The organism is Neobacillus sp. S1115 (genome assembly GCF_055385565.1).
The window spans coordinates 2171820-2191415 of sequence record NZ_AP038275.1 but is presented as its reverse complement, the minus strand read 5'-3'; the positions used below and the strand labels follow the sequence as shown (position 1 = coordinate 2191415).

The 19596-nt window shown below is 38.6% G+C and carries 17 protein-coding genes and 1 tRNA gene; 3 read left to right on the top strand and 15 right to left on the bottom strand.

Translation table 11 applies throughout. The features are described from left to right. Window positions 1-57: 57 nt before the first annotated feature. Complete coding sequence (locus ACZ5B7_RS10770; RefSeq protein WP_464493700.1) at window positions 58-1503, bottom strand: DEAD/DEAH box helicase; 1446 nt, start codon at window positions 1501-1503, stop codon at window positions 58-60. 305 nt (window positions 1504-1808) lie between these two features. Here ACZ5B7_RS10770 and ACZ5B7_RS10765 point away from each other — a divergent pair, with 305 nt between their 5' ends. After that, on the top strand, window positions 1809-2711 hold the full coding sequence (locus tag ACZ5B7_RS10765; RefSeq protein WP_464493699.1) for a LysR family transcriptional regulator: 903 nt from the start codon (window positions 1809-1811) through the stop codon (window positions 2709-2711). Between the two features lie 94 nt (window positions 2712-2805). On the opposite strand, the gene ACZ5B7_RS10760 is transcribed toward ACZ5B7_RS10765, so the two are convergent. From ACZ5B7_RS10760 to ACZ5B7_RS10715, 10 genes are all read right to left on the bottom strand, one after another. Beyond that, on the bottom strand, window positions 2806-4086 hold the full coding sequence (locus tag ACZ5B7_RS10760) for a TRAP transporter large permease (RefSeq protein WP_464493698.1): 1281 nt from the start codon (window positions 4084-4086) through the stop codon (window positions 2806-2808). 1 nt (window position 4087) lies between these two features. Continuing rightward, on the bottom strand, window positions 4088-4594 hold the full coding sequence (locus tag ACZ5B7_RS10755; protein ID WP_464493697.1) for a TRAP transporter small permease: 507 nt from the start codon (window positions 4592-4594) through the stop codon (window positions 4088-4090). 91 nt (window positions 4595-4685) lie between these two features. Continuing rightward, a complete protein-coding gene (locus ACZ5B7_RS10750) occupies window positions 4686-5726 on the bottom strand; it encodes a TRAP transporter substrate-binding protein (protein ID WP_464493696.1) in 1041 nt (346 codons plus the stop codon). An 11-nt stretch (window positions 5727-5737) separates the two neighbouring features. Beyond that, on the bottom strand, window positions 5738-7156 hold the full coding sequence (locus tag ACZ5B7_RS10745; protein WP_464493695.1) for an MmgE/PrpD family protein: 1419 nt from the start codon (window positions 7154-7156) through the stop codon (window positions 5738-5740). 12 nt (window positions 7157-7168) lie between these two features. Then, window positions 7169-7954 carry an enoyl-CoA hydratase/isomerase family protein gene (locus tag ACZ5B7_RS10740; protein WP_464493694.1) on the bottom strand — a complete coding sequence of 262 codons (786 nt, stop codon included), beginning with the start codon at window positions 7952-7954 and terminating at the stop codon, window positions 7169-7171. A gap of 28 nt (window positions 7955-7982) precedes the next feature. Beyond that, a complete protein-coding gene (locus ACZ5B7_RS10735) occupies window positions 7983-9143 on the bottom strand; it encodes an acyl-CoA dehydrogenase family protein (protein ID WP_464493693.1) in 1161 nt (386 codons plus the stop codon). 44 nt (window positions 9144-9187) lie between these two features. Then, window positions 9188-10120, bottom strand: coding sequence for a hydroxymethylglutaryl-CoA lyase (locus tag ACZ5B7_RS10730; RefSeq protein ID WP_464493692.1), 933 nt, complete (start codon window positions 10118-10120; stop codon window positions 9188-9190). A 15-nt stretch (window positions 10121-10135) separates the two neighbouring features. Further along, complete coding sequence (locus ACZ5B7_RS10725; RefSeq protein ID WP_464493691.1) at window positions 10136-11329, bottom strand: CaiB/BaiF CoA transferase family protein; 1194 nt, start codon at window positions 11327-11329, stop codon at window positions 10136-10138. A gap of 767 nt (window positions 11330-12096) precedes the next feature. Further along, window positions 12097-12780 carry a hypothetical protein gene (locus ACZ5B7_RS10720; RefSeq protein WP_464493690.1) on the bottom strand — a complete coding sequence of 228 codons (684 nt, stop codon included), beginning with the start codon at window positions 12778-12780 and terminating at the stop codon, window positions 12097-12099. A gap of 236 nt (window positions 12781-13016) precedes the next feature. Beyond that, window positions 13017-13113 (bottom strand) — tRNA-Sec (locus ACZ5B7_RS10715). Between the two features lie 218 nt (window positions 13114-13331). Here ACZ5B7_RS10715 and ACZ5B7_RS10710 point away from each other — a divergent pair. Next, window positions 13332-13763, top strand: a complete 432-nt coding sequence (locus ACZ5B7_RS10710) for a DUF2621 domain-containing protein (RefSeq protein ID WP_464493689.1) — start codon at window positions 13332-13334, stop codon at window positions 13761-13763. 136 nt (window positions 13764-13899) lie between these two features. On the opposite strand, the gene ACZ5B7_RS10705 is transcribed toward ACZ5B7_RS10710, so the two are convergent. Beyond that, window positions 13900-14379 (bottom strand): CcdC family protein, encoded by a 480-nt coding sequence (locus ACZ5B7_RS10705; protein WP_213140658.1) that lies wholly within the window; start codon window positions 14377-14379, stop codon window positions 13900-13902. Between the two features lie 167 nt (window positions 14380-14546). Further along, on the bottom strand, window positions 14547-15254 hold the full coding sequence (locus tag ACZ5B7_RS10700; protein ID WP_378581194.1) for a cytochrome c biogenesis CcdA family protein: 708 nt from the start codon (window positions 15252-15254) through the stop codon (window positions 14547-14549). Between the two features lie 253 nt (window positions 15255-15507). Here ACZ5B7_RS10700 and ACZ5B7_RS10695 point away from each other — a divergent pair, with 253 nt between their 5' ends. After that, window positions 15508-15690 carry a Spo0E family sporulation regulatory protein-aspartic acid phosphatase gene (locus ACZ5B7_RS10695; RefSeq protein ID WP_423801806.1) on the top strand — a complete coding sequence of 61 codons (183 nt, stop codon included), beginning with the start codon at window positions 15508-15510 and terminating at the stop codon, window positions 15688-15690. A 57-nt stretch (window positions 15691-15747) separates the two neighbouring features. Here ACZ5B7_RS10695 and ACZ5B7_RS10690 read toward each other — a convergent pair whose 3' ends face one another. Together ACZ5B7_RS10690 and ACZ5B7_RS10685 are read right to left on the bottom strand one after the other, a co-directional pair. Further along, window positions 15748-17541: an ABC transporter ATP-binding protein gene (locus ACZ5B7_RS10690; protein ID WP_464493688.1), complete on the bottom strand. Its 1794-nt coding sequence runs from the start codon at window positions 17539-17541 to the stop codon at window positions 15748-15750. A 1-nt stretch (window position 17542) separates the two neighbouring features. After that, window positions 17543-19294 carry an ABC transporter transmembrane domain-containing protein gene (locus ACZ5B7_RS10685; protein WP_464493687.1) on the bottom strand — a complete coding sequence of 584 codons (1752 nt, stop codon included), beginning with the start codon at window positions 19292-19294 and terminating at the stop codon, window positions 17543-17545. Window positions 19295-19596 lie beyond the last annotated feature (302 nt).

The window sequence follows — 19596 nt, the reverse complement described above, 5'->3', positions numbered from 1 at the left end:
CCTCGGCGCTGTAACGCTTTAAATGTCGGGGGTCAGGCACTAGAATTCAGTGTATTATTATTTTAGGGCTTTACTAACTTTTAGTTTTTTCCCTTTTATGGTCGTATTCTCCATGGCTTGTAAAACGAGAGAACCTTTTCCATTCAGAATATCAACATAGGACATTTGATCCTGGATCGTAATAATTCCAATATCATCGGCAGTTACTCCAGGAATTTTCGCAATCGTACCAACAAAATCTACCGCACGAAGCTTCTTCTTTTTTCCACCGCTAAAATATAGTTTCATGATATCTTGGTTAATTCTGGCGGTTTTATTATTTCTGACGACTCGTCGGCCGCTGCTTTTTTCCTCGAAAGCAGCTTTTTTATCAGCAACTTCGTTTGGCTTAGGTGCATCCATGATTGGAATTTCAAAGCCAATATACCGTTCAATAGCTTTAACATATTTTTCTTCATAAGGTGTCACAAACGTAATTGCTTTTCCTTCATTACCTGCGCGACCGGTTCGGCCTGTCCGGTGGACATAACTCTCTTTTTCCATTGGAATATCAAAGTTGATAACAAGTGTCACATTATCAATATCAATCCCTCGTGCTGCTACGTCGGTGGCAACCAAATAACGGAAATTCCCCATTTTGAAACCATCCATTACAGCAAACCGATCTTGTTGTTCTAATCCGCCATGGAGTCTTTCACAAGAATAATTTGATCCTTCCAATTCGGTATAGACAGTATCAACGTGTTCTTTAGTTCGGCAAAAAATAAGACAGCTATCTGGATTTTCAACGACAGTGACGGCCTTTAGGAGTGGAATTTTTTCATCTTCCGTCACTTTGATTAAACGATGTTCTATTGTATCTGCCGTGACACCGGTAGCCTCAATCTCGATATTAATAGGATTTTCCATATACTTGTGGCAGAGGTTTTCAACATCCTTAGGTAATGTTGCCGAAAATACCATTGTTACTCTGTTTAAAGAGAGTTCATTGATAATTGATTCTACTTCATCGATAAAACCCATATTAAGCATTTCATCAGCTTCATCTATAATGAGATACTTTATTTTATCTAGAACCAGGGTTTCTCTTTCAATATGATCGATAACACGACCTGGAGTACCAACAACTACATGGTTTTTTTGTTTCAATTCTTCTTTTTGTTTCGTAAAAGGTTCTTTTCCGTAAACAGCCATTGCTTTGATCCGTTTAAACCTTCCAATATTCGTAATGTCATCGCGAACTTGAACAGCCAGTTCTCTGGTTGGTGTAAGGATTAAGACCTGTGGCATTTTTTCTTCCCATTCAATCAGTTCGCAAATAGGAATTCCAAAGGACGCAGTCTTACCGCTGCCGGTTTGAGATTTTACGACAAGATCTTGATTTGCCAATGCTAATGGAATGACTTTACTCTGAACCTCTGTCGGAGCTTCATATTTTAATACCTCTAAAGATCTTCTTATTTCATCGCTTAAATTATAATCCTCAAATCTTGTTTCACTCATGTATTAACCTCGTTTTTATGTATTATCCGGCTTATCTATAGGATTCTCTCAAACAAAAATCATATGCATAATCTGAATAATAGTCATTATACTTGAAATGCGGGCAAAAACGAACAGTGAAAAACACTGTTGCAGCTGGGGGATTCAAAATGGGCAGTAAAACTCAAAAATGGCTTTAGTAATTCAATAAAAATTAAATATTTCGACTTGTATAAATATTTAATTTCATTTCATTGTATTTCCATAGAGTCTAAGATAAAATTTTGATTAATATATATAAATTCTATAGGTGTGGGGTGAGAGTTTTGGAACCCAAAATCCTTCGCTATGTGATTATGCTGGCAAATGAGAAAAATTTTTCAAAAGCGGCGGAAAAACTTCATATGGCGCAGCCTTCCTTAAGTTATCAAATTATGAAACTAGAAAATGAGCTTGGTACTCAATTATTTAATAGAGGTCATGGTGAAGTCCAACTGACCTATACAGGAAAAGTTTTTGTTGAACACGCCTTAAAAATAAATGATCAATTCAATCAGTTAAAAAAACAAATCGATGATGTAACCGATTTGCAAAAAGGTCAGTTGTGTATTGGGAGTTTGGCAACAACAGGTGCATACTTATTACCTGAAGCCATTTCAGCATTTAAAAATAAATATCCTGGAATAGAACTTGTCCTACTTGAAGATAATGCTCCCAACCTAGAATTACTGGTGTTACGGGGGCAGGTTGAAATTAGCTTACAATCTATGCCCATAACACATAAAGAACTTGAAATAGAAACCATACTAGAAGACGATATTTATCTCGCCGTTCCTCCTTCACATCCTCTAGCCAAATCTAAAAAGGTGAATTTGAGTGATTTTCAAGAAGAGTTCTTTATCCTATTAAAAAAAGAGTCTTCATTTAGAATAGAAACGGAGAATCTATGTAGAAAGGCTGGTTTTGAACCAAGGATTATATTCGAAAGTATTAATATATTGACTTGTCTTTCTCTAGTATCAACAGGGATGGGAATTACCTTCGTCCCGGGTATGGTAGTAAAAAACACGCCGGCTCCCCAACCGTTAGTTTATTTGCCAGTTCGTTTGGCTAACAACCATAAGAGAAAAGTCGTGTTTGTCTACAAGAATGGAAGGTATCTTTCTAAAGCAGCGCGTTCCTTTATCGACATTATGAAAAGAGTTACCAAATCGAAATACACCGGTTAAAAGAAGACTAAATTAAAAAAATGTGGATAATATTCTTGAAAAACCCTTCGAAATTATCCACATTAAAGTGTATGAACATTATATTTTATACCCCTTACAGAATACCAATTGCTACTGAAGGGAAAATCCAAACAATAACAAGTACTAGTACAGCAAATAGCGCAAATGGTAAGACACTTTTCATGATTAATTCTAAAGGCTCTTCGGGCATGATAGATTTGATAGCAAATAGGTTCATCCCCACGGGTGGAGTAATTACAGCAAGTTCCATATTTAATACCATAATAATTCCGAACCAAACAGGGTCAAACCCCATAGCCATTGCAATTGGGAAAAAGATAGGTGTCGTAATTAATAATATAGAAACTACCTCTAAAAACATCCCCATAATAATCCAGATGATATTCATAATGAGCAGGACCAGTAACGGACTTACTGATAGCCCAATAAGTACATCTGATAGATACTTTGGAAGACCCACCATAGTTAGAGCAGAACCAAAGACAAGTGCGCCAACTACGATGCTCAGAAGCATAGCCGTTGTTTTTACAGATTCCACTAGAACATGCCCGAGGTCCTTAATCCTTAGATTTTTATGAATAAAGACTGTTAAAACTATGGCATAAATCACACCAATTGCAGCTGCTTCTGTAGGTGTGTAAATTCCTTTATAAATTCCACCCAGAACGACAACGGGCAGCAACATATCAGGAAGAGCTTTAAGCGTATTACGTACTCGATCACTTGACGAATGCGATGAATCAATATTAAGACTCCGTGGTGCTTTCATTGCCGTCCAAGCGGAAAGAATGAAAGCTAAAATTAATCCAGGAATAATACCCGCCATAAATAACTTTCCCGGTGATGTATTAGTTAGAGATGCATAAAGAATAAGCGGAATACTAGGCGGGATAAGGATACCTAAAGATCCTCCGATAGCCGAAAGACCATAGGTAAGTCCTTTTGAATATTTTTGTTTTTTCATTTCAGGAATAGCGATTTTTCCAATTGTCAGTACGGAAGTCATACTCGATCCAACAATGGCAGCAAAAAAGGTATAAGCTGCAACAGTAGCAACACCGGTTCCACCACGAACTCGGTGCAACCATGAATTAGCTACCCAAAATATACGTTCTCCACTTTTCCCCTGATATAAAATCTCCCCCATCAGAATGTATAGTGGGATGGCAACAAAAACAAATTCAGATAATGACTTATATAGAGTCATAGGCACTTGAATCATAAACTGATCGCCTACCGTGAAAAGGATCGTTAACAAACCAGACAGTCCAAGTGAAAACCCAATAGGTACACCTAAGATTAAACAAATCAATAGAACAGCTAGCAATATAAGTATCGATGTTAAAGATATCATGTTATACACCCCTTTCCGTTTTAAGCTGTTCTGGCATCCAAGCTTGGATTACTGAACATACCGCTGCAATTACAAGAAGAACCCCACCAATACAGATAAATGAATAGGGTATCCATAAAGGGATTTCAAGGAGGGTAGGTGACCCCATACCTAATCTAAAAGCATTTTTGGTATATTGATATCCGTATACTACAAGTACAATGGAGTAAGGAAGAATTAGAAACGCTGAAAAGGCTTCCATAATTTTTCGTGGAGTCCCCTTCAATCTTTCGATTAAAAACGTTACACGCAACTGCTTTCCTTCCATTTGAATACAACCCATTGTGAAAAACACAATAAATTGCAAAATATAGGTTGAAACTTCATTTGCCCAGATTGTAGGAGAATTAAAAATATACCTTGCTACTACATCATAAAAAATAGAAATAGCTAAAATTGCCATTAAAGATGCTGAAATATAGACGCAAATATGTTGAACCTTATAAATCATTTTTAAGAAAATATGCAACTGCTTTTCACCATCCTTATTTAAAGTTTTGGGTACGGGAGGATCCTCCCGTACCTATTATTCAATGAATGTAGCAATTTACTGATTCGTGTTAGTTTGCCTTTTGAGCTGCATCATATAGCTGTTTCCCCATATCTCCTGATTTTTTTAAATAATAATCATAACGGCCCTTTACTGAATCTACCCATTTCTTCCGATCTTCCGCAGATGGTTTATAAAGCTCCAATCCCTTAGCTGAAAGTTTTTGTAGATACTCTTCAGCATCACTTTTAGCCTTTTCGCGAGAAGCTTTCTGCGCTGTCTCGGAAGCTTTTAGCACTGCATTTTGTACATCCTCTGGAAGCTTATTCCACCAATCCATATTTACAACCGACTGGAAGGGAAGGTAATGTATTTGCATATCAGTCCCATATTTTGTTACCTCGGTGAGTCCCCGGTCTACAACAGATGATGGTCCAGTTGAGTATCCATCTATGGTCCCTTGCTGCATGGCCTGATAAACTTCTTGGGAACTCATACTAACGGGCGATGCCCCTATTTCTTCTAACATAAGGGCGTTCCCTTTGCCAAATGCCCTCATTTTTAATCCCTTTAGATTTTCAGGCAGCTTTATTGTCTTATTCGCATATAATTCCACCGTTCCATATTGTGCAAAGCCAATCATTTTCATGTTGTACTTTTCTAACTGCTTACCAAATAGTTTTCCATATTCCCCATCCTCAGCTGCCCACTCTGCTTCCCATGAATCAAATAGGAAAGGTAAGTCAACAATACGCAGAGGCTCTGCATCTTCCCCTGCAAGAAAACCAACGTTCAATTGTCCAATTTCAACCGCTCCGTTACTTACCGCATCTGGTAATTGTTGGTCATTATATAACTGACCGTTTGGAAAGGTTTGAGGATTCAATTTAATAGAGGTATTTGCTGTATTTTTCTTAATTTCCTTTGCTAGCTCTTCAAAATAAATCCCTGTAGAATGTTCGGCTGGCAAATTATAAGAAATTCGTACATCCATCTCTTTTTGTGCGTCCCCATTTTGTTTTGAGGAGGTTTCCGAGGATTTACCGCATCCTGCAAGGATGAGAAGCAAAATCGTACCAATTAGTATACTTTTATTCCAAAATTTAAACATATCGAGCCTCCCTATTTTTTATTAATTAAATGAAATTCACGCAACTCTATCAACCAGCTACCAAATTTATCATAATCCTCTATTAATAAACCTTTATTAAATAGTTTACTAGCCCTTTCACCCAGATAAGCGGAATTATCTATACCTGATTTCTTTATCCAATGAGCGATACAGTCCTGCCATTTCAAACGAAGATCCTCTTGACTTAACGGGCTTTCCTTAGACCCTGGTGTAAGCAAAATATCTTTTTTCAATATTCCATTCTTCGTTGTGACAAGAATCTGGATTGGATTTTTTTCTAAATCATGCCCTAGAAGTATCTCACCTTCCTCCTCGATGGCTTTAACCTGTGGTAAAAGTTGTTGAATTTCAGGCGTTTGTACCTGATCATCTTCAAACGTAGATAATCCTACATGACCATCTCTGATTGCAGCTAACACGGTATATTCAGCACTAAACTTTCCTTGCAAGCCTGTTTTCGGGAGATGATGTATTAATGCGACCAGCCCGGCTGGCGGCGTTACAATTTTTATTCCCATTACATCACTTAATTCAAGTTGAAACTCGTCCTTTAGATCCAACGCCCCTTGAATCATTCGATGTGTGAGGTAACAGCATGGGAACTTCTTAATAGAAAGACCTGTTTCTAGTATGCTATACGGTTTTCCAAACTGAATACCATCTATTAAATTCACCTTTTCCATTCCGCCGCTAAACGAAAAGAAAAAGCCTCTACTTTCAAAAACATCCTTATTTGCGGTTAACCCTTGTTTAGCTAGCCATGCTGCTTGAAGACCATGTGAACTAGCTAGTCCTACATGGAACGGTTTAGTCATCGTACCAAAGTTTTTCTGCAACCCTCCGGACATCGAGCATGCGATTCCAATTGCATAGGCAATCTGATCACGATTTAAATTCATGAGGTAGGCACAAGCAGCCGCAGCTCCAATGGTCCCAAGCGTATCTGTAGCATGCCATCCTAAGTCATAATGCCTGTGCCCCATGACAAGTCCTAACTTTATCATTACTTCAGTTCCGATAGCATAAGCAGTTATGACATCTTTACTCGAACACTGTAGATGCTCTGCAAACGGAATGACTGCTGCTAGAATCGGTGCACTTGGATGAGCAAGGATGCTTGGAGATACATCATCATAGTCTAAAGCGTGACTCGCTGTCCCATTAATAAGCGCCGCATATTCCAATTCCGTAAAACTTGGTTCTCCAAGAAGCGATGCTTTTTTAGATGGATTCTCTGACATGTATCCACGCTTTACAATCTGAACAACGGGTTCATTCCATCCCGCCACGGCAACACCAACCGTGTCCAAAATGGCATATTTTGCTTGTAGTATCAATTTTTCCGGCAATTGTTGATAATGACAAGTTGTTATATATTCTACTAATCTATCCATTAGGGAAGATGGCATTCATCAACCCTCCTATCTGTTTTTCCATTTTGGTTTTCTTTTTTCATTAAATGCTGCTATCCCTTCTAACCTATCCTCGGTTGGAACCAACACATTATAGGCAGCAATATCAAGAGCATAAGCGGTATGGAAATCTACTTCAGTTCCTCTATTTATGGCCATTTTTGCCATTTTTATAGATAATGGGGCACTTTCTGCTATTTTGACAGCCAATTCTAGCGCTGCTTTCATAGCTTCCCCTTTTGAAACAATACGATTGACTAAACCCCATTCATAGGCAAGTTGAGCGTCGATCTGCCGGCCTGTAAAAATCATTTCCTTCGCTCTTCGTATCCCTATGCTTCTTGGCAAGTTTTGCAATCCCCCTCCGCCTGGCATAATACCTCTGGTTGTTTCAGTCAGAGCAAATTTAGCCGTTTCAGAAGCGATAATAAAATCACTCATAAGCGCTAGTTCACATCCACCCGCAAATGCATAACCCTCGACTACCGTTATCACTGGGATTGGAAAATCTCTAACGCATAGGAACAATTCTTCTATTAAATGATGCTGCTTCTTCCAATCTTCATCTGACATGCCATTTCTTTCTTTTAAATCCCCACCTGAACAGAAAGCCTTTTCCCCTGCTCCGGTTAAAACAATACATCTTAGTTCCTCATTATGTGATTGTTCTCTAAAAAGTTGCAGTAACTCCTTAAAAAGCTGTGTATTTAATGCATTCATAACCTCAGGTCTATTAAGTGTAACGGTCAAAATTTCATTTGCTGCTCCCTTATATTCAATTAGAAGGTCACTCATTCTATTTTTTTCTCCTTTTCCACCCATATTAATAAGATCTTGGTAATTTCAAACTATGCTCAGCGATATAACTCAATACTAGGTTATTGGAGATCGGGGCCGTGCGGAATAAACGAGTTTCTCGCCATTTCCGTTCAATATGATATTCTTCCGCTACACCGTATCCACCAAATGTAGTCATCGTTACGTCTCCGGCTTCCCAGGATGCCTCTGATGCCAAATATTTAGCCATATTCGCTTCCTCTCCGCAAGGAAGTCCGTTATCAAACTTTGATGTTGCTTTAAAATTCATCGTTTCAGCTGCTTGGACAGCCATGTAAGCTTTCGCAATAGGGAACTGGATACCCTGATTTTTCCCAATAGGACGATCAAAAACGACTCGTTCATTTGCATATCTTACTGCCTGTTCTATGAACCACTTTCCATCCCCTATGCATTCACTAGCAACTAAAATTCTCTCTGCATTAATTCCATCTAGTAAGTAGTAGAACCCTTTTCCCTCCTCGCCTACTAAACAGTTCTCGGGTACTTCCAAATCATTTATAAAAAGTATATTTGTCTCATGATTTATCATGGTCTTGATCGGTTTGGCCTCAATTGCACTTCCTACTTTTCTTAAGTCAATTAAAAAAAGACTCATCCCGTCAATTTTCCTTTTTACTTGTTCTAATGGTGTTGTCCGTGCAAGCAATAAAATCATGTCCGAATGCTGATAACGAGAAATAAAGATTTTTTGCCCATTAATGACATATCCATTATCTGTTTTTCTCGCAAAGGTTTTAATCTTAGTTGTATCCGAACCAGCATCGGGTTCTGTGATACCGAAGGCCTGTAAACGCAGGGTTCCGTTTGCAATTAACGGTAAATATTTTTCCTTTTGTTCCTTACTTCCATGCCTGAGAACAGAGCCCATAGTATACATTTGCGCATGACAAGCAGCTCCGAGACCGCCTGAACGATTAATCTCCTCTAATACAATCGCTGCCTCTGTCATACCCAAACCAGCCCCGCCATATTCCTCTGGAATAAGTATTCCTAACCATCCTGCTTCGCTCATTGATCTTACAAATTCCTCTGGATACGCGCCCTCTTTATCACAATTGCTCCAATAGTTCAAATCAAATCGCGAACATAAAGACCTCACACCTGAACGAATCTCATTCTGCAAGTCATTAAATTCAAAGTTCACCTTAAATCCTCCCATTCTTAATATAAAAATATTAAATAATGAATCTATCTTCGTAAGAGTCCTCCTCTTAAAAGATGCCCTGGCAGTGAATGACCAACGATCATTTCTGCTGCGGAAACGTTTTCAATTAATAAATCAAGATTGATTCCTGTGTCGATACCTAGTTCCATACACATAAAGACAAAATCTTCTGTGGCAATATTTCCAGCAGCACCTTTGACTGCGGCAAATGGACAGCCGCCTAACCCGCCAAGTGCGGTTTCAAATTCATTCACTCCTTCCTCCATTGCCGCATAAGCATTGGCCATTCCAAGACCACGTGTATCATGAAGGTGCAAAAGAATCTTAATTTGTGGCCATTCATTTCTTATCGTATAGATCATGTTTTTTATTTGTTGCGGGTTCGCCCACCCCATGGTATCAGCCAACTTAAATTTTTGGATTGTTTCCCCATTTTCCTCTGCCATTTGGATGGTCTGCCTTAGAATATCCAATATTTTCTGTTGTTCTATATCCCCATCAAAATTACAGCCAAATGCTGCCATAACTGCAATCTGTTCTACCGGAATTTTATATTCCTTATATGCTTGAATCCAGGAAGGAATAGTTGATAAGGTTTCTTTAATGTCTTTATTCGTATTCCTTTTTGAGAACGTATTACTTGCCGTAAGCATTAACACTCCATCCAATGTCACACTGTTCTGATATGCCCTATGTAATCCCTTTATATTAAGATATACAGTCCTATACGCTACCCCTTCTTTCCTTTTTATTTGTGATAATACTTCCTCTGCATCTGCCATTTGGGGTACCCATTTTGGGCTAACAAAGGAAGTTACTTCGATGCTTGTGAGTCCGGTTTCGCTAAGACCGTTAACCAAATTCACTTTATCATTCGTGGAAATAGGGCCATCTTCTATCTGGAATCCCTCTCGGGGACCAACTTCATAAATAACGACACTTTTAGGTAATCCCACTTTTTATTCTCCTTCCTACCCACCAACAACTTTTTCAGTTTTAAGTAATTCAATTTCTTCTGAATTGTATCCAGCTTGCTTTAAAATCTCTGCGGTATGTTCACCAAGCAAAGGTGGCGGCAAACGGAAAGTACTTCTTTGATTATTGATGCGGATAGGTAGATCAATTATTTTAAAATTTGAAATTCTGAATCCATCTATTTTCTTTATTATTTCTAATGAATTAATTTGTTCGTCTTCATATACATCGTTAGTCGAATTAATAGGACTACAAGGGACATTTGCTTGTTGGAGAATTTTGATTATAGATGTAGTATTAAACCCAAGGCAGCGCTCTTCTATGGTCTGATGCAATTCTTTACGATATGCAACTCTATTTTTATTACTTTCAAATCTCGGATCATTTAATAGCTCAGGTATACCAAGGGCATGGCATAAAGATGAAAAGAGACGATTGTTACCAGCGGCTATAATAACCCAGCTATCCTTGGTTCGAAAAGCCTCATATGGAGCTACCATGGCCGTACCAGTACCTAACTTCTCAGGAACCTTTCTCGTAGCCATATAGTTCGTCAATGGTAAGTTCATCCATCCTAATCCTGTTTCTAGCAAACTCGCTCCAACTAAACAACCTTTACCCGTATTAGAACGATTGATAATTGCAGAAAGAATGCCGGTAAGTGCCCACATACCAGTTGCCATGTCAATAAGAGAAACCCCAACTCGAGCAGGATCATCACCTGGGTTCCCAGTAACACTCATAATTCCCGTATAAGCTTGAATAAGAGGATCATAACCTGGATATTCCCGTAATGGACCTGATTCACCAAATGCACTGATTGCGGAATAAATTATTGAAGGGTTAATTTTTACTAGTTGTTCATATCCTAATCCACGCTTCTCGGCGCTTCCTGGCTTTAAACTGTGAATGAAAACATCTGCATGTTCCACTAATTTTTTTATGACTTCCTGACCTTTTGAATCATCTGCATCTATACAAATACTTTTTTTATTTCTGTTGAATGCAAGAAAAGCGGTCGCTTCATCCTCCCATGAAGGCGAATTCCATTGTCTAGTATCATCTCCGGTACCTGGACGTTCAATTTTTATGATAGTTGCTCCAAGGTCTCCCAATAACTGGGTACAATAAGGTCCTGCAACATTTTGCGTCCAATCGATCACCGTAATATTTTTAAGAATGTTTGACAATGTTTTGCCATCTCCTTTCGTTTAATTTACATATCTTTAAATCTAATACAGTTTGTAATTTCACTACTTTCTTCCCTATTACTCTGTATTCACTTAATTTCACACGTCTGTAATTGTTATACTATTTATAACATTCTGAAATATATTAGTCTAAGATATAATTTCTATTATCATTATTAAGATTTTCTATAGCTTAAATATAAAAAGTGAAAGGTGGATGATAATCATTGGTTATCTTTTTGCTACCTACCCTTTTACTTACCTAGTTCTTACTTAACATTCGTTTGCATAAAAATAACCTCCGAAAAAATTATTCGGAGGTTGAAGGAAAGTCCTCTACAGTCTCGTAGTAGATAAGTGTGAGACTGTGAATGAATATGTAAAAACTTTAATAAAAGAGTATCTGCTAATACCCTTGATACAATTGACTTAATGGCGGGAATGCGTGGGAATTGAACCCACCAGACCTAGCACGCAGGTCTCAAGCAGTTTTGACGTTTGCTGAACATGTTTTTCTGGTACCTTGCAGTTGCCGGAAATGCTGTTATATCAAGTTTTTTACCGTTTTTGTATTTTCTAGTGTTCCGTAATTTCAAGAAATATGGCACCAAGTATGGCATCGTTCACCTTTTTATAATAGCAAAATTAAAAGTCTTACCCTAACAGTTTTTCCTTTGGTAATAATAAATGAAATTATTGATGGTAGATGATAAGATTTCTTACGGGGAATCACTTAAAACGTAATAGTAGGGTGTGGGAAGAGACCCTTACTCTTCCCCACCAAATCGAAGCTTCAATAGAAAACCATACATAAGGAGGAAAATCATAATTCCCAAAGTTTGAAAGGTTCCAACCATGGTCTTAATCGAGAAACTTCCTCTTAATTTATCCCTATATGTAACAATATAATTTCCATCGGCAGAGTTCGCCACGACTAAAAGGATCCAGCTGAGGACTATTAAGATAGCACCCAGTCCAATAAAAACAGGATGTAATTTACTTTTATCCAAATAGATTAAGAGATTCGCTATTAGGAATCCGAGGACTGCTGCAACAACATAAAACCACCATAAGAATTCAGCACCAACTTTAACTAACAAAACCATATACTGAATCGTAAATCCTAAACTCATTAAAAAAATAGGAACACTATAGAAACAGGATATCAAGAATTCCCTTTTGTTCCCTTTTACTATTAATATTAAAGCGACAATGACGCTAGGAACTCCAATGACCCATTGTATCAATGCCAAACCATATACTGGGTTCGCATAGCTTTCCTTTAAGGGAAGCTCCACGACCCCATGAAACGTTTCCCCATCTAAATGATCTACCATCATATACCAGCCTAAACACAATACGACGATAAAACAGCCTAATAGCTTTAGTGCTGTACCGAACGTACTCGGTTCTTTCTTCCTTGCTTTACGTTTTTGTTTCTTTTTACTCAATAGTTACACCAACTTTCTTCTGAAAATATTTAAGCAAAAGATAACATAAAAAACCAAACCAAAATAAGGGAATTCCTTACTATTTTTATCTATTAAAGCCCACGCTTGCACTTGAATAAGTTGAATGTAAAAAAACGAGAATGACACACTGTTTGGGCAACGGCAATAAAAAAAGACCGAGTACCCTCTGGTCTATGTACAACAGGAATTCTTCAGAATCCTTGGTATTATTGAGTTGGCGGGACTGCGTGGGAATCGAACCCACCAGACCTGGCACGCAGGTCTCAAGCAGTTTTGAAGACTGTGGAGGACACCAGTACCCCATCCAATCCCGTAAAAATTTTTTCCTTTTCGTAACACTATAATACATTGGAATATATTATTAATCAATAAATTGAACTGGATTGTCATTTTTCCGACAACTTTTTTAATAGAGTAATTCCCCTTTTAACTAAATTACTCCAATATCGACTTATAACGATAACTTGTCAATTCCGTTAAAAACCGACTATAATGAAGGGTGAATATAATGTTTATGTAGGTGAAATAACATGTTTCAACTTCAAGGTTGGTTTTTGTGGTTTATCCTTTTTTGGACATTTTTTTTAATAGGGTCATTTTCTATTGGTGGATATTTTATGTTTCGAAAGTTCTTAAAAAAGATGCCAAAAGAAGATGGGAAATCAGTTATGGATTGGGAGGAGCATTACGTTAATGAAACACGCCATTTATGGGGACCTGATGAAAAAGCTCTGCTTGAGGATTTAGTCAGCCCTGTTCCGGAATTATTCCGTGATGTAGCACGGCACAAAATTGCAGGGAAAATCGGCGAGATTGCCCTTAATGAAAAGGCTCCAAGGATAACTGAAGAATTGGTCATCCGCGGCTATATCCAAGCTACTCCCAAACGTGATCATAAGTTTTTACGGAAAAAGCTATTTGAGAATAAAATCGATGTTGCTCCTTATGAGCATTTATTTTAGGCCGTTCTTAGGAACGGTTTTTTGTTTGGATTAGAAATGATACGTGACCTTTCCTTCACACCTTCACCTTTTTCGGGCACGTAGACCGCCTTTAAAATAGAAAAACACCGGCCCATAAAAGCCAGTGTTCCATAAATTACAACAATTTTATCCCATGCAATTCTTTATAAAGCTTTTTATAAGACGTATACATCGCAACACGCCAAGGCACAATCATGCTGAAAGCTAGCAGGAAGAACATGCCGCTTAATTGGCCGACGTCAATCGTGCTGCTTAAGATGGATTTCAATACAATCCGAATCAGTAACAGCCCGACTAATATGAACACAAACGCTTTTGACCTCTTCAAATATATATCATTGTCACGAATCTCGAACTTCGATGTTTTAATGAGGAATATCGAGAAAAACATCCCCACCACTACAGCCTCGAGAATTTCCATTGGCGTTAATCTGAATTGCGGAACTACATACATTAATGCCCCACTCGACATAAATACTGGCGGTAAGATAATCTTTTTTACACTAGTTGGCTTTGCGGCAGCTTTCATCCGTACAAAAAATGCTAAAGTGCCCATAAAAACGGCACCGATTGTTGAAATAAGAACGTAATTCATTGGATTCATTCCTTACCCTATAATTTACTTTCCCATTATACTTCATATTTATGAAAATGGATAAAGATTTTTACTGTTATCCTCGTGGAAAAATTGAATGCACAAGGAAACCAGTCCAAAAAAAGGAAACCATTTTTAACAAAATCAAAAATGGTTTCATAAAGTCATTAGAATCCTGTAAACCCGCCGAAAAGTGGAGATACGATTTGAATAATTTTAGTCATCCAGTCAAAGAAAAGCATAACCCCCATGATAATCATTAAGGTGCCGCCTATTTTCATAATTTTAACGCTGTGTTTCTTGATCCAATTCATCCGGCCGACAAAGAATGATAAAATGAAGAACGGAATCGCAAAGCCAAGCGAATAGGCCGTCATGTATAAAACGCCTGAACCTGGATTAGACGCAGCAAGCAGAATAACCGATGAGAGAATCGGACCAGTACAAGGGGTCCACCCTGCTGCGAACGCCATCCCAATCAAAATCGAACCAATATAACCGGATGGACGGTTTTTAAATTCAAACCGGCGATCCCTCATCAAAAATTCAGGATTCAAAATGCCGACAATGACTAAACCGAAGAAAACGATAAATATGGCGCCTAGCTGCCTGATTAAATCCTTGTATTCCTGAAAGAAGCTGCCAACGAATGATGTACCAAAACCAATCGCAATAAAAATAACGGAAAAACCAATCAGGAAAAATAATGTATGTAAAAGGCTCCGTTTCGTCAGCATCGCATTTTCGCTCTTTAATTCACCCACTGACATCCCCGTAATATACGACAAGAACGCAGGATAAAGCGGTAAGCAGCATGGAGAAATGAAGCTTAAAAAACCTGCCCCAAGCGCTAAAAATAAATTTACATCTGCCATATTAACACTCCTACCATAGTCGATACCCTTTCATTCTAACAAAACTTTAGGCTAAAAGATAATGATTAACATGAATATTTTGTGTCTATCATTGATCTAATCAAATATCGCCATTACAGATGGATATTTATTTACAAATTTTCTTTGAAATAATTTACAACTTAGGTTATACTAGTAAAACAGTTCCATTTAATAGTTTAGAAGTCAGACCTTTAAGTAAAATTTTAGGATCTTTCCAGAAAGGATATCAGCCGTGGTTAAACAAGATATTGTCACTTTAATTGAAAAAAAACGTGCTGAGCTTTATAAAGTTGCAACTAAAAACGGCTTGACCTCCTCCATTGCCATTCGCTACAGTCAGGAGCTTGACCTTTTAATAAATGAATACAATAGAGCATATATAACAAAAATCTCGTCATCGTTCGTTGCTCAATAACCATACAAACAAATAAAGAAGCCTGGCATTCCAGGCTTCTTTTATTTGTTTACTCTTCTAATTGATGATATCCTCCATTTTTTCTACCATCCCGTTTTGCAGCAGGAACATTTTATGATAGAGTCCCCTTTGCGCCAGAAGCTCCTGATGGTTCCCACGCTCTACAATTTCGCCTTGATGCAGGACTAAGATTAAATCGGCATCCTGAATTGTTGATAGACGGTGGGCAATCGCGATGGTAGTCCGGCCTTTACGCATTTTTGCAAGGGCTGTCTGGATTGCTTCCTCCGTCTCTGTATCAATATTGGCAGTCGCTTCGTCAAGAACCAAGACTTTTGGATTCGCCGCAATCGTTCTTGCAAAAGCAATTAACTGCCGCTGTCCACTTGAGAAAGTGGCGCCACGCTCGACCACCTTATGCTGATAGCCATCCTCAAGCTTTTCAATAAACGTATTGGCCTGAACAAACCGGGCAGCCTCTTCAATTTGCTCGTCAGTCAAGTCGGTATTATGAAGACGAATATTATCCTTTACCGTCCCGTAAAACAAGAACGGATCCTGAAGGACTAGGCCTAGCTTCTTGCGTATCTCAACCTTTGAATAGTTGCGGATGGATTCCCCGTCGACTAAGATCTCGCCGCGGTCAAATTCGTAAAACCGCATCATTAGATTGATGATAGAGCTTTTCCCGCTTCCCGTATGCCCGACTAACGCAACCGTCTCACCTGGATTAGCGGCAAAGGAAATATTTTTTAAGACATCGCGTTTTTCGTCATAGGAAAAACTCACATTCTTAAATTCTACTTTTCCTTTTTCAATCTGGCTTGCACCTTCCTCTTTCTGGGCAGGTGCCAAACTGTCTTCATCGAGCAATTTAAATACCCGTGAGCCGGCCACTATCGCCTGCTGATATAATGACAGGCGCATCATCATCTGATTCACCGGTTCAAAGAAACGATCCAGATAATTGATAAATGCGTATATGACACCAATTTTCACACTAGTATCTAAGGAAGTAATCCCAAAGTAACTTAACACGATGATTAAGGCAAAAAAATAAATTAAATCAATAGCAGGCCTTAACAGCAGGCCGTCTATTTTTATATTTTTCATTCCCGCGTTATAGTGCTTTTCATTGATTTCTCCAAATTCATTTCGCAGGCGCTTCTCTTGCCGAAAGACCTGTATAATGGCCATACCCTGAAGTGATTCGCTCAATTTGGCATTCAACTGGCTGAGCCGCTCCCTCATATCCAAATAAAATCGCGAGCTCATCTTTCTGTATAGAGCCATTACAAAAATAAGAATCGGAATAATAATCACACACATCAAGGCTAGCTTCACGTTTAGGATGAACATCGCGATGAAAATACCCAAAAGCAAAAACCCGCTCTGAATAAAAGTTGCCAGCACCGTGACAAACATCTCTTTAATCGCTTCCGTATCATTGGTAACCCGTGAGACAATACTCCCCGCCGGTGTTTTATCAAAATACTTCAATCCCAATGCTTGCACTTTTGAAAAAACATCGATTCTGAGCTGCTGGATGATATATAACGCTATCTCCTGAAATTTTACCAATTGAAAAAATAAGAGAATCGCTTTCACGATCTGGATTCCCATATACAAAGAGCCAAGCAGCAATAATGGCTTAAACTCCAAATTCCCCGGTGTCAAATAATCGTCCAGGAAGATTTTGACGAGAATCGGCAGAATAATATCCCCCACTGTTGTTAACAGCAGCAGGACAAAGGCGAGCGTTATCGTCTTTTTATGTGGTTTTGTATAGGAAAGGAGACGGAATAAGACTGTTCTTTGTTCGCGTTCCGATAATTGAACTTTTTCTTCCATATTAATGTCCCCCATGCTCAACCAGCTCTTCTAGCTGCTGATGTAAATACATTTCCTTATACCAGCCGTTCTGCTCCATCAATTCCTCATGTGTGCCTCGTTCAATGACTTTTCCATCTTCTAAAACCAGGATAAGGTTAGCATGCTGAATCGCGCTTAATCGGTGGGACGTAATGATGGTTGTCTTCCCTTCACGATTTTCCTTAAGCGCTGAAAGGATTGCTTCCTCCGTTTTCGCATCAACGGCCGATAAGGAATCATCAAGCACCAGCAGTTCTGGATTCATTAGGAGTGCCCGGGCAATCGAAATTCGCTGTTTTTGTCCGCCTGATAACGACACACCCCGCTCACCGACAATTGTTCTATATCCGTCCGTAAACTGGAGAATATCTTCATGGATATTGGCTAATTTTGCTGACATTTCAATTTCTTCACGGTTTGCTGATGGATTTGTGAAGGCAATATTTTCGGCAACAGTTGCAGAGAACAAGAAGTGATCCTGCGGTACATAACCAATCGCTTCTCTTAATTTTTCCAGTTTATAATCCTGTAGAGCCGTACCGCCAAAGAGGATTTCCCCTTTGTATCCTTCAAACTCGCGAATCAGGAGTTTTAATAGAGTTGTTTTTCCTGCGCCAGTTTTTCCAACAATCCCTAAAGTTTCCCCTTTGTTTAATCTAAACTGAATATCTTTAAGAATGGGCTGCAATTCACCTGGATACGTAAATTCATGGATTCGATACTCTACATCACCACATGGTACCATGTCCGCCGCTTGTTCATGATCGGTAATTTCGACCTTTTCGCCAAGGAGCTTTGCAACACGGTCATAGGAAGCCCGGCCCCGCTCCACAATGTTAAATAGCCATCCGAATGCCAGCATCGGCCAGATTAATAAACCTAAATAGGTAGTAAAAGATATTAATTCACCAATCGTCAACTCGCCATTCAGCACATACTTGGCACCGAATACAATGGATAGGAAAAAGGAAATTCCGACGATGATGGAAATAGTCGGATCATAGAGAGAATCAATTTTGGCGACGACGATATTTTTCTGAACGACATCATCTGATTGTTTTCTGAAGTCTTCAATATCTTCTTGTTCCTGGCCGAATGTCTTGATGACCTTTATTCCAGTAATGCTTTCCTGCGTTTTATCATTTAAGGATGAAAAAGCTTCCTGGGCTTTATGAAAGCTTCTGTGCAGCATAGTCCCAAACCAGCTTGTCAGAATCGCCATAATCGGCAGCGGGATTAAACAAATGAGCGTTAATTTCCAGCTGATGGTAAAGGCCATTGTCAGAATAACAAAACCGCCGGTTGACAATGAGTCTACTAAAGTCAAAACCCCCGCCCCTGCTGTCTGCTGGATGGCCTGAAGGTCATTGGTCGCGTGTGCCATTAAATCCCCTATCCTGCTTTTTTGATAAAAGGCAGGGGACATTTTTGTAAAATGATGATATAAACGATTTCTTAAAATTTTGCTTAGCTTTACTGAGGATCCGAAAATCATGATCCGCCAATAGTATCTAAGGATGTAGGTAGCAAGTCCGACAGCAACAAGTACAAAAACCCACTCCGTAAGTTGTCCTTTCGTCATCGTCCCTTCATTTATATGGTCAGCCACAATTCCGATGACTTTAGGCGGAACCAGTTGCAGCAAAGCCACCACTAGTAAAAAGAAAACCCCTGATATGTATGCTTTTTTCTCTTGTTTAAAAAACCAGCCCAGCTCTAAAAAAACCTTCATATGACCTCCCCTAAACGGATTAAAATCATGTACCGTTCATTAATGGTAAAAAATATTTAGCCTGACGAAGATTTATTTTATCAAATTTTTCTAAAATAAGGAAGATTAAGAAATTAACGCTTTAACGCAATAAAAAAGACACTCAACGCTATGATGAGTGTACTTATTAACAAATTTCCGAAAAAACTAGGTAATTTCAAGATTATATGTTACACTTGGTTTACCATTTGATTTACTGTTTTCATGACCCTATTCATTCGTGAATAGGGATTTTTTTATGCATAAAAAAAACAGACCCTTTA

Bases quoted from the DNA above. Each gene is read 5' to 3' on its own strand.
- ACZ5B7_RS10700 (WP_378581194.1), bottom strand. From the start codon at position 15,254: ATGGCAGATGTAAATTTATTTTTAGCGCTTGGGGCAGGTTTTTTAAGC.
- ACZ5B7_RS10745 (WP_464493695.1), bottom strand. From the start codon at position 7,156: ATGCCATCTTCCCTAATGGATAGATTAGTAGAATATATAACAACTTGT.
- ACZ5B7_RS10710 (WP_464493689.1), top strand. From the start codon at position 13,332: ATGTTTCAACTTCAAGGTTGGTTTTTGTGGTTTATCCTTTTTTGGACA.
- ACZ5B7_RS10705 (WP_213140658.1), bottom strand. From the start codon at position 14,379: ATGAATTACGTTCTTATTTCAACAATCGGTGCCGTTTTTATGGGCACT.
- ACZ5B7_RS10750 (WP_464493696.1), bottom strand. From the start codon at position 5,726: ATGTTTAAATTTTGGAATAAAAGTATACTAATTGGTACGATTTTGCTT.
- ACZ5B7_RS10690 (WP_464493688.1), bottom strand. From the start codon at position 17,541: ATGGAAGAAAAAGTTCAATTATCGGAACGCGAACAAAGAACAGTCTTA.
- ACZ5B7_RS10770 (WP_464493700.1), bottom strand. From the start codon at position 1,503: ATGAGTGAAACAAGATTTGAGGATTATAATTTAAGCGATGAAATAAGA.
- ACZ5B7_RS10685 (WP_464493687.1), bottom strand. From the start codon at position 19,294: ATGAAGGTTTTTTTAGAGCTGGGCTGGTTTTTTAAACAAGAGAAAAAA.
- ACZ5B7_RS10760 (WP_464493698.1), bottom strand. From the start codon at position 4,086: ATGATATCTTTAACATCGATACTTATATTGCTAGCTGTTCTATTGATT.
- ACZ5B7_RS10740 (WP_464493694.1), bottom strand. From the start codon at position 7,954: ATGAGTGACCTTCTAATTGAATATAAGGGAGCAGCAAATGAAATTTTG.